The sequence below is a fragment of the Falsiroseomonas sp. HW251 genome (genome assembly GCF_050563545.1).
Classification (GTDB): domain Bacteria; phylum Pseudomonadota; class Alphaproteobacteria; order Acetobacterales; family Acetobacteraceae; genus Falsiroseomonas.
In genome coordinates this window covers 1-14,017 of sequence record NZ_JBNXUM010000045.1, presented here as the reverse complement: position 1 = coordinate 14,017, position 14,017 = coordinate 1, and the positions used below count along the sequence as shown (strand labels likewise).

12 protein-coding genes and 1 pseudogene are annotated in these 14,017 nt (G+C 69.9%); 8 read left to right on the top strand and 5 right to left on the bottom strand.

Features of this window, described 5'->3' with window-relative positions; genetic code table 11:
* Complete coding sequence (locus tag ACLF3M_RS32545) at nt 1-1,854, top strand: glycoside hydrolase family 15 protein (protein ID WP_430661179.1); 1,854 nt, start codon at nt 1-3, stop codon at nt 1,852-1,854.
* Here ACLF3M_RS32545 and cax read toward each other — a convergent pair.
* From cax to ACLF3M_RS32530, 3 genes are read right to left on the bottom strand one after another with little or no spacing between them, the layout of a single operon-like run.
* Entirely contained in the window at nt 1,809-2,873 is a 1,065-nt protein-coding gene (gene cax / locus ACLF3M_RS32540) for a calcium/proton exchanger (RefSeq protein ID WP_430661178.1), read from the bottom strand. The two genes, ACLF3M_RS32545 and cax, sit on opposite strands and share 46 nt — an antisense overlap.
* A 55-nt stretch (nt 2,874-2,928) precedes the next feature.
* Nucleotides 2,929-3,558, bottom strand: a complete 630-nt coding sequence (locus ACLF3M_RS32535; protein ID WP_430661177.1) for a response regulator transcription factor — start codon at nt 3,556-3,558, stop codon at nt 2,929-2,931.
* Nucleotides 3,548-5,410, bottom strand: a complete 1,863-nt coding sequence (locus tag ACLF3M_RS32530; protein WP_430661176.1) for a sensor histidine kinase — start codon at nt 5,408-5,410, stop codon at nt 3,548-3,550. Before ACLF3M_RS32530 ends, ACLF3M_RS32535 begins: the two co-directional genes overlap by 11 nt.
* 104 nt (nt 5,411-5,514) lie before the next feature.
* On the opposite strand from ACLF3M_RS32530, the gene ACLF3M_RS32525 reads away from it, so the two are divergent.
* From ACLF3M_RS32525 to ACLF3M_RS32500, 6 genes are all read left to right on the top strand, one after another.
* On the top strand, nt 5,515-6,429 hold the full coding sequence (locus ACLF3M_RS32525) for a PRC-barrel domain-containing protein (protein ID WP_430661175.1): 915 nt from the start codon (nt 5,515-5,517) through the stop codon (nt 6,427-6,429).
* A gap of 85 nt (nt 6,430-6,514) precedes the next feature.
* The gene (locus tag ACLF3M_RS32520; RefSeq protein WP_430661174.1) at nt 6,515-6,958 is read left to right on the top strand and encodes a hypothetical protein; all 444 of its coding nucleotides are present in this window, start codon (nt 6,515-6,517) and stop codon (nt 6,956-6,958) included.
* Between the two features lie 434 nt (nt 6,959-7,392).
* Nucleotides 7,393-7,806 carry a hypothetical protein gene (locus tag ACLF3M_RS32515; protein WP_430661173.1) on the top strand — a complete coding sequence of 138 codons (414 nt, stop codon included), beginning with the start codon at nt 7,393-7,395 and terminating at the stop codon, nt 7,804-7,806.
* Between the two features lie 21 nt (nt 7,807-7,827).
* A complete protein-coding gene (locus ACLF3M_RS32510; protein WP_430661203.1) occupies nt 7,828-8,355 on the top strand; it encodes a DUF421 domain-containing protein in 528 nt (175 codons plus the stop codon).
* A 143-nt stretch (nt 8,356-8,498) separates the two neighbouring features.
* A complete protein-coding gene (locus tag ACLF3M_RS32505) occupies nt 8,499-9,383 on the top strand; it encodes a mechanosensitive ion channel family protein (RefSeq protein ID WP_430661172.1) in 885 nt (294 codons plus the stop codon).
* Nucleotides 9,380-10,645 (top strand): DUF2254 domain-containing protein, encoded by a 1,266-nt coding sequence (locus ACLF3M_RS32500; RefSeq protein ID WP_430661171.1) that lies wholly within the window; start codon nt 9,380-9,382, stop codon nt 10,643-10,645. The genes ACLF3M_RS32505 and ACLF3M_RS32500 overlap by 4 nt, the downstream gene beginning before the upstream one ends.
* A gap of 578 nt (nt 10,646-11,223) precedes the next feature.
* Here ACLF3M_RS32500 and ACLF3M_RS32495 read toward each other — a convergent pair.
* Both ACLF3M_RS32495 and ACLF3M_RS32490 read right to left on the bottom strand, forming a co-directional pair.
* Nucleotides 11,224-11,763 carry an ATP-binding protein gene (locus ACLF3M_RS32495; protein ID WP_430661170.1) on the bottom strand — a complete coding sequence of 180 codons (540 nt, stop codon included), beginning with the start codon at nt 11,761-11,763 and terminating at the stop codon, nt 11,224-11,226.
* Nucleotides 11,764-12,175: 412 nt separating this feature from the next.
* Nucleotides 12,176-12,495, bottom strand: a pseudogene (locus ACLF3M_RS32490) (integrase core domain-containing protein); the annotation flags it as partial.
* A gap of 384 nt (nt 12,496-12,879) precedes the next feature.
* On the opposite strand from ACLF3M_RS32490, the gene ACLF3M_RS32485 reads away from it, so the two are divergent.
* The coding region (locus tag ACLF3M_RS32485) for a pyruvate formate lyase family protein (RefSeq protein ID WP_430661169.1) at nt 12,880-14,017 on the top strand (1,138 nt) is incomplete at its 3' end.

Sequence of the window (14,017 nt, the reverse complement as noted above, 5' to 3'; positions counted from 1 at the left end):
ATGGCGAGCCGCATCGAGGATTACGGGCTGATCGGCGATCGCGAGACGGCGGCGCTGATCGGCCGCGACGGCTCGATCGACTGGCTCTGCTGGCCGCGCTTCGACAGCGACGCCGTCTTCGCCGCGCTGCTCGGCACGCCGGAGCACGGCCGCTGGCTGCTCGCGCCGGCCGGCACGCAAGCCGCGGTCCGGCGGCGCTACCTCGACGGCGCCCTGGTGCTGGAGACGGCGTTCCGCATGCCCGATGGCGGGCTCGCGGTGCTGACGGACTTCATGCCGGAGCGCGGCGAGAACTCCGACGTGGTGCGCATCATCGAGGGCCGCCAGGGCAGGGTGCCCTTCCGGATGGAACTCGTGCTGCGCTTCGGCTACGGCGCCGACGTGCCCTGGGTGACGCGGCTGCCGGGGGACGGCGGGCTGCGTGCGGTCGCCGGCCCGGACAAGGTCGTGTTGCGCACGACGGCGCCGCTGCAAGGGCAGGGGCTGCGCACCGTCGCGTCCTTCACCGTGGAGGCCGGCCAGCGCATTCCCTTCGTGCTGAGCCACGTGCCGTCCCACCGGCCGGACCCGGCCCCGGTCGACGCCGGACGCGCGCTGGACGAGACGCTGGCGGGCTGGCGCGCATGGTCCGGGCGCTGCCGTCCCGCGGGAGGCTGGACGGAGGCGGTGCGGCGCTCCGCCATCACGCTGCGCGCGCTGGCCTATCGCCCGACCGGCGGCATCGTCGCGGCGGCCACCACCTCGCTGCCGGAAGCGATCGGCGGCGCGCGCAACTGGGACTATCGGATCTGCTGGCTGCGCGACGCCACGCTGACGCTTCTCGCGCTGCTGCAGGCGGGCTACCGGGACGAGGCCGAGGCCTGGCGCGACTGGCTGCTGCGCGCGACGATGGGCAGCCCGGAGCAGATCCAGGTCATGTATGGCCTGTCCGGGGAACGGCGCCTGCGCGAATGGGAACTCGGTTGGCTGCCCGGATATGGGGGCTCGCGTCCCGTGCGGGCCGGGAACGCGGCGCATGTCCAGCTTCAGCTCGATGTCTTCGGCGAACTCGCGGACGCCTTCCACCAGGGGCACCGTCACGGCATCCCTATGCCGCCCGAGGCCTGGGCGCTGCAGCGGGCGCTGACCGCGCATCTCGGGCAGGTCTGGACGCAGCCGGATTGCGGGATCTGGGAAGTCCGCAGCGCGCCCCGGCATTTCACCTGGTCCAAGGTCATGGCCTGGGCCGCGGTGGATCGTGCGGTGCGCGGGATCGAGGCCTTCGGCCTGGACGGGCCGCTCGAACGTTGGCGGGATCTGCGTCGCCGCATCCACGAGGACGTCTGCGCGCATGGCTATGACGAGCGGCGCGGCAGCTTCGTCCAGGCCTATGGCGCCGCCGAACTCGACGCCAGCCTGCTGCTGCTGCCCGCGGTCGGCTTCCTGCCGCCCGAGGATCCACGCATCCGCGGCACCATCGCCGCCGTCGAGCGCGAGCTGATCGAGGACGGCCTGGTGCGTCGCTATCGCAGCGAGAGCGCGCCGGACGGGCTCGGCGGCGGCGAGGGGGCCTTCCTCGCCTGCAGCTTCTGGCTCGCGGACGCCTACGCCATGACCGGACGGCGGGAGGAAGCCGTGGCGCTGTTCGACCGGCTGCTCGGCCTGCGCAACGAGCTCGGCCTGCTGTCGGAGGAATACGACCCGCGGGCAAGGCGGATGCTGGGCAACTTCCCGCAGGCCTTCTCGCACACGGCGCTGGTCCGCACGGCCTATGCGCTCTGCACGGACGATGCCGAAGCGGCCCGCCGGCACGGCGCGGGCGCCGAGGCTCAGGCCGGCCCGATGAAGAAGAAGGCGAGGCCCAGCATCGCGTAGACGCCGACGAGCAGCAGGCCCTCGAACCAGGTCGTCTCGCCATCGGCAGCGACGGCGCGCACGGTGATCGCGGCCGCCGTCACGGCCAGCAGGTCGAGCGGGCTGTGGAAGACCAGCGTCATCGGCGAGCCGAGCGCCCAGGAAAGCAGGACGAGCAGCGGCGCGACGACCAGCGCCACCTGGACCGCCGATCCGATGCAGATGCCGAGCGCGATGTCCATCCGGTCCTGGCGGGCGAAGGCCACGGCGGCAAAGAGATCCGCCGCGGTGCCGACCACCGCGAGCAGGATCACGCCGAGGAAGACGGGCGACAGGCCGAGCTGCCCGGCGGCATCCGACAGCGCACCGGAGACGACCTCCGACAGCAAGGCCACGACCACCGTCCCGCCCACCATAACGCCGAGCGACAGGGCGAGGCTCCAGGCCGGCTTGCCGCCGCGATCCTCGCCGCCGAAGACGTCACGATGCGTGACAAGCGTGTAGAGCAGGTTCGCGGCATAGAGCACGAGCAGGACGACGGAAACGGCGAGGCTCAGTTCTTCCGAGGTGACGGCGATTTCCGTCTCCGAATGGCCGGCGCGTTCCGTGATCTCGAAGACGGCCGGCAGCACCATGGCGACGGTCAGCAGGACGAGCAGCGTCGAGAGCAGGCCGGCATGGGCACGGCTGAAGCGCTGCCTCTCGCGCCCGATCCCGCCCGCCAGCGCCGCGAGGCCGAGGCCGAGCAGGCTGGTTGCGATGATCGATCCCGTGATCTGCGCCTGCACCACCTGGACCTGCCCGCTCAGCAGCACGAAGAGCGCCAGGATCAGCTCCGACATGCTGCCGAAGCTGACATTCAGCAGGCCACCGATGGATGGCCCGACATGCATCGCCAACTGCTCCGTGCCGCGGCGCACCCAGTCCGCGAGCACGGCGACGGCGGCCGCGCCGGTCAGGAACACCCAGACCGGGCCGGCCGCGAGCCAGTCGAGCCCGAGCGCGATCGGGACCAGGCCGAGCAAGGCAAAGGGGATCATGCCGACGGAACCGTCGCCAGACGCCCGGTCCGGGTGATCCCCGGCTCCCGGGGTGTCAGTGCCCATCGGTGCGGATTCCGGCTGCGATCGCGATGCGCACGACCTCCGACAGGCTCCGCACGCCGAGCTTCGCCATCAGGTTCCCGCGGTGGATCTCGACCGTGCGCGGGCTGATACCGAGGTCGAGCGCAATCACCTTGTTCTGCCTGCCGGCGACCATGCCTTGCAGCACATCCGTCTCCCGCGGGGAGAGCGTCGCGACGCGGGCCGCGGCGTCCGCGGCGGCGCGCGCGTCATGCTGTGCGCAGGCGCCGCTCTCCAGCGCCGCGGCGGCTGCGCGCAGGATCTCCTCCGCACTGAAGGGCTTCTCGATGAAGTCGCAGGCGCCGGCCTTCATTGCACGGACAGCGAGCGGCACGTCGCCATGCGCGGTGATCATCACCACGGGGTGCGGCAGGCGACGCTCCGTCAGGGCGTGCTGGACCTGCAGCCCGTCGAGATCGGGCATTCGGATGTCGAGCAGTACGCAGCCGAAGGGCAGGTCGGTCCGGGCGGCTTCCAGGAAGGCATCGCCCGACCCGAAGGTCGCGACCTCATAGCCGGCCGATCGCAACAGCAGCGAGAGCGAGCTCCGCACCGCTTCCTCGTCGTCCACGACATAGCCACGGGGCGCCTCAGCCGGCATGGGTTATCGCCTCCTGCGAGCAAGGAGCACCGGAGAGGCCAGGGACGGGGAGCGTGAAGCGGAACACGCTGCCGCCGCCGGCATTCGGCGCGACTTCCAGCCTCCCGCCGTGCTCCTCCACGATGCTGCGTGCGATCGCGAGCCCCACGCCCATACCGCCCGGCTTCGTGGTCACGAAGGGAGAGAAGAGCCGCGAGGCGACCTCCGGCGCGATCCCCTCGCCGCTGTCGGCGACGGATACCTCGACGTTGCCGGATCCCGCGTGTCGTGTCGCGACGACCAGCTCGCGCCGCGCCGCGGCCTCCAGCGCGTCGGCCGCATTGCGGACCAGGTTCACCACGACCTGCGCGATCTGCACACGGTCCACCGTAACTGGCGGCAAGGCCGGCTCCAGGGCGAAGCGTGGCGAGATGCCGCGGTTGCGCCGGTCGGCGAGTGCCAGGCTGGCGCCCTCCCGCACGAGTCCGTTGAGGTCGGTGGATGTTCGCTCGCCGCCATGGGCCAGGAAGTCGCGCAGCCCGCGCACGATGCGGCCGGCATGTAGCGCCTGGTCCGCCGCCTGGCGCATCGCACCGCGCGCGCCGGTCAGGTCGGTCGGCTGCGCCGCCTCGGTCCCGAGCAGCCGTATCGCCGCTTCCGAGAAGGTCGCCGCCGCCGTCAGCGGCTGGTTGATCTCATGCGCGAGTGTCGCGGCGAGCGTGCCCATCTCGTTCAGCCGTGCGACGTGGCGCAGTTCCCCCTGCGCTTCACGCAGCCGGTTCGCCTCCCGCCGTGCGGCGCCATAGGCGGAGGCGAGCGCGTTCACCTCGCGCACCGGGGTCGGCAGGGCCGCGTCGCCGCCGCGAGCGGCGGCCTCGGCAAGGCGGGAGATCGGGCGCGTGATCCGGCGCGCAAAGGACATCGCCAGGATGGCGGCGAGTGCCGCGAAAACGATCGCGACGGCCGCGCTGGCGAGCAACGATCGGCGCAGCGGCGCTGCGAAGGCGCCGGCGGGCATGAAGACCCATGCGGTCCAGCCAGCCACTTCGCTGCGGGCGAAGGCGAGGACGATTGGCCGCCCCGCCAGATCGGTGCCCCGCTGCCAGCCTTCGGGCTCCTGGGGGGGCAGCGAGCGGGCGGGGCGAGCGCCGACGAGTTGCCCGTCGCTGCTGCGGGCCACCACCGTCCCGTTGCGGTCCGTGATGGAGGCCGTCATGCCGGGCGGAATGCCCTCCTTGCGGATGAGGTCGCCGAGCTCGATGACCGGAACGCGGAGCGTCAACAGGCGATCGCGCATCGCACCCTGATCCGGTACCGGGCTTATGATCGCGAAGACCGGCTCCCGCGACGGGCTCTGCCGCAGCACGCCGGTGAACTGCGTGCGCGTGGTCTGACGCGCCGCGGTCTCCGCATCGAGGTCGCGATCGCCTACTGCGGCATCGCCGGTGGCCATCAGGACCTGTCCCGCCGCATCGCGGATGACGAACTGCGCCGCGGTTGGACGGGGCAGCTGCAAGATGCGCTGGCGGAACGCATCGAAATCGTCCGCCATGACGTGGTCGGAACTCGCCAGCACTTCCGCCATGCCGCCGAGCGTGGCGAGCCTGCGGTCGAGCACCACCGCGGTCCGCCGTGCCGCCTCGCGCGCCGCCGCCTGGTGCTGCGCCCGCTCCGTGGTGGCCATCGCGACCAGCAGAAAGGCCTCAAGCGCGATCACGGGGATCAGCAGCGCGGCGCAGAGCAGGCCGAGATGCCAGGCAAGGGGTCGCCCGGCGGCCTGCCACGCAACGCCGCGCAGCGTGTCGAGGGGCAGTTCCGGATCCTCCCTTAGCGCACTTCGGAAACGCGCCGTGGCGCATCGGTTCCGCGCCACGGGCTCCGTAGCAGCGCGGAGTCGGATGGGCGGAGCGACTCACCAGTTCCGGTGGCAGGCAGGCGGCTCCCCGCCTTGCCGGCCATGGAGGACTGCGGGTGAACATGACGACACTGAACCAGTTGAACCAAGGATGGCGTCACGCCGTGCTGGCGGGTGTGGCAGCGGTAGCGCTGGGCATGTCGCCCCCGGCGCTGGCGCAGCAGCAGGGCGGCAGCGGACAGGCCCAGGGTGGCCAGGGGCAGACCCCGCAGGCGCAGAGCAGCGCGTCGCCAAACCAGCAGCCGGCCATCGTCGGGCAGATCCGCACTGCGGAGCAGGCGCTGCGCCAGGCTATGGGGCAGGTCTCCGGTGGGCAGCAACCCAATTGGGCGCAGGCCCGCACAGCGGTGGAGTCAGGTCTGACCGTCCTCGGCCGCGCGCCGCAGCAAATCCAGGGCGAGGGTGTCTGGCGCACCGCTCAGCGTGAGCTGAACGAGGCGCAGCAGGCGCTTCAGGTTAGCCAACCGAACCAGCAGCAGGCGACGAACCAGATGCGCGAGGCGGCGGATGCGCTCGGCACGCTGGCCGGCCGCATTGGCGGCAGCACGGATTCGAGCAACTCCACGAGCAGCGGCACGACTGCAGCACCGACGCCGTCGCAATCCGGTGGGTCGCAGCCGCAGCAGGCGGCCGTCGCGTCGAGCGGCGGGATGGCGCTGCAGAGCGTGCAGGACATGGTCGGGAAGAACGTCGTCGGCTCCAATGGCCGAGACGCCGGCGAGGTGCAGAACCTCCTGATTGACAAGGCCGGCCGGGTCCGCGCCGCCGTGATCGAGTGGGGTGGCTTCCTTGGTATCGGCGACCGGCAGGCGCTGGTGCCCATCGACCGCCTCCAGCTCTCCCAGGGCGGGAACGACCGCGCCCGTCTGAACATGACGCGCGAGGAGCTGGAAGCGCTGCCGCGCTACGACCGCGACCACGTCGCCGACTACGGCCGCCAGCAGGGCTGGGGCGATGGGCTTCGGCTCTATCGGTAGGCCGCATCGGGTGCGGCGCGCCCTGGCGTCGCACCTGGACTGCGCGCCAGGGCAACCGGACATCACGGACGACAGAAGACATCACATGAACGGCAAGCTTATCGCAGCCGCGCTGATCGGCGCGGCCCTCGCAGCGCCGGCCTTCGCGCAGAGTTCCGGCAGCCCGAGCCGTCAAGGCACGACAGGGCAGGGCAGTCAGTCCCAGAGCGGCCCGTCGCAGAACCAGTCCGGCAGCCAAACCCAAGCCGAAACCCAGCAGCAGCTTCGTCGCCAACTGGAGCAGGCCGGCTTCCGCGACGTGCAGATCCTGGACACCGCCTATCTCGTGCAGGCGCGTACGCAGCACGGCAACACTGTGGTCATGATGGTCAACCCGCCTGGCACGGGGATGCAGAGTTCTGGCGCATCCTCGAGCCAGTCGGGAAGTCAGTCTGGTTCGTCGAGGACGGGCAGCAGCGGTGCCGCGACGGGTTCGTCGGGTAGCGGCGGCACTTCCCCGAGCAGCGGTTCTTCGACGCCGTCGCGCTGAACGATGCGGGCGGGGGCCGCCTGGTCCCCGCCCAGTCCCATGGCCAGAAGCAGTGCGCGGTAGGCGACGACGCCCATCCGGATGGCGCCGAAGCGGCTTTCTTGGTCCGGCAGTACTCCCTTCATCACGGCAGCATGGCGCCGCCCGGCAGCATGACGAGGCGCGTGCCCCCTGACGGGCCGAGCGACGGTTCGACGAGACTGCCGTTCAGCCAGACTCGCGAACACCGTGCACAGCCATGGCGCCTGCGCGAAAGCGGCCGTTGATCAAGCGGCGACCGCAGCGACCTCGGCTGGCGTCGCGGCCCGACAGCATCACCACGCGATCGGGAGCGGAGGCCCGGCTGGCGGCCTCACCGGTCTCCAGCGACCAGGAGCCGAGGTGGGACGTTGCCCAGTCTCGGAAAGCAAGCGGCAGCAGCGCGGAGTGCCATCATGGAAGCCACTTCCTCGGGACGCGTGCTCGCGTGGACCCTGCTCGTCGCTCTGGGTGCTGCGAATATCGCCGGCTACGCGTTCGACCTCTACCGGCAGTTCTGGTGGTTTGACCGCATCCTGCACGCCTGCACGATCCACGCCGTCACGCTCTGGCTTGCACTCTTCGTACTGGGCGGGGCGCTCACACGAGAGCGCGGCCATGGCGTTCTCGTCGTGCTTCTGATCGCGAGCGTCGGGATCGCCCTCGGCGCGCTCTGGGAGGTGGCCGAGTGGGTCTTCGACCAGATCGTGCCCGGCGACGTCATCAAGGGCAAATACGACACGCTGTTCGACATCGTCATGGATACGGCCGGCGCAACGCTGGCGGGCGTCATGACGTTGCGGCTCATGCGGTCACCCGGCCGGGACTGACGGCACGGAAGGGTCTTGACCATGTTCTTCGATAGCTGGTTCGGCCTGCTCCGCGTCTTGGTGGTCGGCACCTTCGCCTATGCCGCCCTCGTGCTGCTGCTGCGCGTCTCGGGCAAGCGCACCCTGGCGAAGCTGAACGCCTTCGATCTGATCGTCACCGTGGCGCTCGGGTCGACCCTGGCCACCGTGCTGCTCAGCAAGTCGGTCGCCCTGGTAGAGGGCATCGTCGCCTTCGCACTGCTGGCCGGCCTGCAATATCTCGTCGCCTGGTTCGCCGTGCGATCTCCGGGGTTCAGCGACCTGGTCAAGTCGGAGCCGACCCTCCTGCTCCACCGCGGCCGCCTCCTGGAAGGCGCCATGCGCGCTCAGCGCGTGACGCGCGCGGAGGTCTTCGCCGCCCTGCGTGGTTCCGGCGCGGCCGAGCCCGAGCAGGTCGCGGCCGTGGTGCTGGAGACGGACGGAAGCCTCAGCGTCATCCGGAACGCGAGCCGGTCCGAAGGCATCGGGACCCTGGAGGGTGTCCAGGCCGCCGACGTTGAAGCCAGCTAGCGGAGGCGCGGCACGTCTTCAGGCGGATCGCGTTCGGTGTCTTTCCCTGCGGAGGTCAAGTGATGTTCGATGAAGCACTGGATCGTCTGCACGCCCTCGGTAACTCCGCCGCGACCATCCTGCCTGGGCTGCTGCTAGGCCTCGTGGTCTTCGGCCTCGGCCTCGGCCTCGTCGTCGTGCGTGGCGTCCGCGCCGCGGTCACCCGTGCGGCGTCCCTGCGCGAGGCCTCCGCCGACTCCGCCGCCGTGCTGGGACGCATCGCGGGCGGCCTCGTCACGCTCATCGTCTTCCTGATCGCCGCCGCCGTCGCCTTCCCGTCGGTGTCCGCCGCCGACCTGTTCAACCTGCTCGGCATCGGCGGTGTGGCCATCGGCTTCGCCTTCCGTGACGTGCTGCAGAACCTGCTTGCCGGCGTCCTCATTCTGCTCACCCGCCCCTTCCGCATCGGCGACCAGATCCGTCACGGCGAACAGGAGGGTACGGTCGAGGACATCTGGGTCCGGGCAACGGTGCTGCGGACCTACGACAACCGTCGCATCCTCATCCCGAATGCGGCTCTCTTCACCGACAAGATCGAGGTCATTACCGCCTACGAGAAGCGCCGGCTGCAGTTCGCCCTGACCATCGGCAACGGCGACGACATCGCCCATGCGCGGGACGTCGTGGTGCGGGCGCTGCGCTCCACCTCTGGCGTGCTGGCCGATCCGGCGCCCGAGGCGCTGGTGACGGGTCTGGGCACGGCCGGGGTGGATATGGCTGCCCGCTTCTGGATCAACCCGCCGCGGCGGCGAGAGGCGGTCGATGCGCTCGACGGCGCCATCGAGGCGGTCAAGCTGGCTGTGACCGAAGCCGGCCTCGACCTTCCCTATCCGACCACGCAGGTGCTGCTGCACGACCAGACCGAGGAGACCGACGGCGACCGTGCGCGGCAACGCGAAGGCTGGCCGGCCGCGGGGCGCAACGTCCCGCGGCCTCGGTGGCAGGCCGAACGCGACGCGTCACAGCACGCGGTTGGGGGCCGGCGGTGACCAGCCGTCTGCGCGAATGGCTGGAGGCGCTCGGCGACATCTTCTGGATCCGACCGGCGCTGCTCGTGCTGGGCGGGGTCCTGCTTGGGCAGGCGGCGGTCCTGGCCGAGCAGACCGGCACGAAGCTGCCTTGGGTGCCTGACGGATGGATCTACACCGGGGGCGAGGCGGGTGCCCGGGCGCTGCTCGGCGCGGTGGCCTCCTCCACCATCGGTGTGGCCGGCACCACCTTCTCGATTACCGTTGCCGCCCTGTCGCTCGCCTCCGGCCAGATGGGGCCGCGCTTGCTACGCAACTTCGTCCGCGACAGCGGCAACCAGTATGCGCTCGGCATCTTCCTCGGCACCTTCGCTTATGCGCTGGTGGTGCTGCGCACCGTCCGCTCCGTCGAGGAGGCGGCGTTCGTGCCGCACCTTGGCGTCACGGGCGCGCTGCTCCTGGCGCTGCTCTGCGTGGCCACCCTTGTCTGGTTCGTCCACCACGTCGCCACCGGCATCAACGTCGAGACCGTCATCGACATCGTGCACGGCGAGCTCTCGCAGGCGATCAGCCGCCTCGGCCGCGATCAGCCGCCAACCGCCAACTCCGTTCCACCGCGCGGAGTGCCCGTGGCGCTGAGCGAGCGCGGCTACCTTCGCGCGGTGGATGAGGAGGGTCTGGCTGAATGGGCGGCTGAGCGCGGCGCGGTCCTGGTGCTGCTGGCGCGCCCCGGCGACTACCTGTTCCCCGGCGCGGCCGTCGCAGAACTGGTCTGCGGAGAACGGGGCGAGGGCGCCGAGGAGGCCATTCGTGCCGCCTTCTCGCTCGGCCCTAGGCAGGCGGCAACGCAGGATCTCGAGTTTGCGGTACGGCAGCTGGTGGAGGTCGCTGTGCGGGCGCTGTCGCCCGGCATCAATGACCCGTTCACGGCGATTACCGTCCTCGACCGGCTGGGGGCGGCGCTCTGCGAGATCGCGCCGCGTCACTTGCCTAGCTGCACGGTTCTGCGCGGCGGACGCGTGGTGCTCTACCGTCAGGTGACGGACTACGCTGGACTTTGCGATACGATGTTCCAAATGATCCGACAGAACGCCTCGGGGTCACCGGCGGTGCTGATCCGTCTGGTCGAGACAGTCGGACGGGTGATCGAGGTCGAGACCCGCACGGAGCGACGGGCTGAGTTGCTCCGCCACGCCGAGTTGGCCTTATCGGCGGGTCGCCACGGTATTCAAGACCCTGCCGACATCGCCGCAGTCGAAGCACGCCGCGTTAGGGTGGAATGACCTGATGTGACGCAGCGAGGGGCTCGCCGTCGGTGCTTGGTCGACCGCAGGAGTTTGCTTGCAGCTTAACTCGGCGGTCAGCGAGGATGCAGAGATCGCCGCGCTCCAGAAGCCATCTAACAAGCTCGCTGTGTCGCAGAGAGTCCGCATTCCGCCCATTGCGGTCGAAGCGGCAGCGGGACTGATCCCGTGGGTCAATCTGCCAGCCACGGGTCCGGCTAGGTGCCGGCGCACCCCTGCGTCGATCAGCGAGGGGGGGCGAGGTAACGCCTTCCGGGACGTTACCGTCGGTAGCTTGGTAACGCGCCGGGTGGCATTACCATCCACCCGGGCCAGTGCGCCCCGCGCTCCGCTCCGGCCACTGGGTCTTGAGGTGGCATGCCGCAATCGCTGCCGTGGCAACTTGCCAGCGACTAAAGCGCGGCAACAATATGCCAACTACCTTCTGTCCCGGACCCTCAGCAAAGTTCGGCATAAGCCGATGCGGGTCCCCGATTTGAACCTGTTCTCCCGGCAGGTGCACCGAAGTGGCAGCCGCAGCAAGTCTCAGGCTTGCTGCGGCTGCACCCTACGCTAGTTCAGCGCGGCACGGTCAGTGTGAACCGTGTCCCCTGGCGCCCCGCGGCAAACTCGAGCCCGGCACAGAGCTGCCAGGCCATCGCCGCGACAATACAAGCCCCGAGCCCGCGCGATCGCCCGGGTTCGAAGCTCTCCGGCAGCCCGCAGCCATCGTCCTCGACGTCGACGCGATAGCCAGTCGGGCCATGTCGCGACAGGTGCACCAGCACCTGCCCCGCGTTGGCCGGATCTGGAAAGGCGTGCTTGGCCGCGTTGATCACCAGCTCGGCCACGATGGACGCAACCGCCGTCGCATCCTCCGGCGGCACTTGGATCCCGACCTCCAGGCACACACCGATGCGCCGGTCGAGAAAGGCCGCTGCGAGTTCGTTGGACAGCGCCAGCAGTGGCAGCGCCGTCGAGGAGGCGTGGCGCAGCTCGATGCAGGCCCGCGTGCCGTCCGAGATCGAGCATCGCGTGCTGCACGGCGATGTCGGGCGCTGGCTGCAGCTACGGGCATTACCGGTGCCGGCCGGCCTTGCCGTGCTGCAGCGTGACACGACCGCTGGCCGGCGTGCCCGCGTGAACCTGGTCGCCCGTGCCCGCCGGCACGAACTAGCGACCCGGGAGCGGCGAAGCGGAGCGGCACTTCGTTGCCCTCCTTCGCAAGCCGGTCTCCGGCGCCACGCTTCCGGAATGCGCCGCCGAACTGCTGCGCGTGCAAGGCTGACCGTCTTCGCTGCCTTTGCACCAGCGCCCACCTCTCCGTTGCCTCCCGGTCAGCCGGCTCCCGGCCGTTGCCTTCCGGGCTACGCCGGTGGCTCGTCGCGCCAGCGTGCCTATGGCCGCACGCGCAGAGGCATCTCGATCCGGCAGGTCACGCCGTCCGCGCCGAATGTCGCCTTTACGCCATCGCCGCCGCTTGCTGCATCAGCACCAGGCCGCGTAATCTTTGACGTGCTCCCCGCTTTCCTACCGCGGATAACTTGGATCCGTTCTCCTCTTGGCCCTGGTCGGGACCGTAGTGGATCGGGCCGAGGGCGCGGAGCCCTCGAGTAGCGCAGCGCCCTCGGCCCGATCCTTCGCGCGGGCGCTGCATTTGGCGAACTCCTGCGGCGTCCGGCCACCGAGGCTGCCGTGCGGCCGGACCCTGTTGTAGTCCTCCCGCCAAGCCTCGATCAGCCGACGCGCCTCCGCCAGCGAGCCGAACACGTGCTCATTAGGCATTCGTCCCGCAGGCGACCATTGAAGCTTTCCACGAACGCGTTCTGCTGCGGCTTCCCAGGCGGAATGCCAAACCGATCAGATCGGCGCGAAAACCGATACGACTTAAGACCGGGTTCGTTGCCGAGAAACAAACGACAACGCACCGCGTCCGCAGCGGCGCTGCCATTTGCGCGCTTGGTGGAGCCCCGACGGGCTTCTTCTCTGCGACTGCCAGGATGCCCGCGCTGATCGCGCGCTGGAGCGCTGCCAGCGGCTAATACCGCCCGTGTATGAAGGGCAGCACGGCGACACGTCAAGCCACCGTAAGGGCCGGCTCGCCCCAACGCTGAGCGGGCCGAAGTCTGCTGCGATGCAACATTTGTACAGCGCCGGGACGCTTCCAAAGCTGGGCCAAACTGTGCGTGCAAAGCTCCTCCTTTCGCGGCAGGTTAGCCCAGGAGGAACGCACCATGGACGCCCTGAACGTCGGATTTTCAGATCTTACGCAGTCCAAGGCTTGGCGCGACTTCAACGCAGGCCCGTGGCAACGTACGGTCGATGTACGCGACTTCGTCGTCCGGAACCTCACGCCCTACCACGGGGACGAGAGTTTCCTGGTGGGTCCAACGGCCCGCACCCAGGCGGTGTGGGCGAAGCTGCAGCCCTATTTCCGCGAGGAGCAGAAGAAGGGCGTGCTCGACGTGGATGCGGCGACGCCGTCGACCATCCTCGCGCATGCGCCAGGTTGGATCGACCGCGACAACGAGGTCATCGTCGGCCTGCAGACCGACAAGCCCTTCAGGCGCGCGATCTTCCCCGCGGGTGGCCTGCGCATGGTCGAATCCGGCCTGAAGGCCGCCGGCTTCCCCGCCGATGCCGCCGTGCACGAGGCCTTCACGAAGTACCGCAAGACGCACAATGACGGCGTCTTCGACGCCTACACGCCGGAGATCATGCGCTGCCGCAAATCCGGCATCATCACCGGCCTGCCCGATGCGTATGGGCGCGGCCGCATCATCGGCGATTATCGCCGCGTCGCGCTCTACGGTACCGACCGCCTGCTCGCCGCCAAGCGGGAGGAGCGGGTGCAGGTCGACGAGATGTGGCCGACAGAGGAGATCATCCGCACGCGCGAGGAACTCGCCGAGCAGATGCGCGCCCTCGAGGATCTCGCGGAGATGGGCCAGCGCTACGACTGCGACGTCAGGCGCCCAGCGGAGACCGCACGAGAAGCCGTGCAGTGGACCTACCTCGCCTATCTCGCCGCCATCAAGGAAGCGAACGGGGCGGCGATGTCGATCGGCCGCATCACCACGTTCCTCGACGCCTATGTCGAACGCGACATGCGAGAGGGCGCGTTGGACGAGGCCGGCGCGCAGGAGCTGATCGACCAGCTCGTGCAGAAGCTGCGCATCGTGCGTTTTCTGCGCACGCCGGACTACGACGCGCTGTTCAGCGGCGATCCCTACTGGGCGACGGAATGCGTCGGCGGCATGGACCTCGATGGCCGCACCATGGTCACGCGGACGAGCTACCGCGTGCTGCACACGCTGACGAACCTGGGGCCGGCGCCGGAGCCGAACATCACCGTCCTCTGGTCGAAGCAGC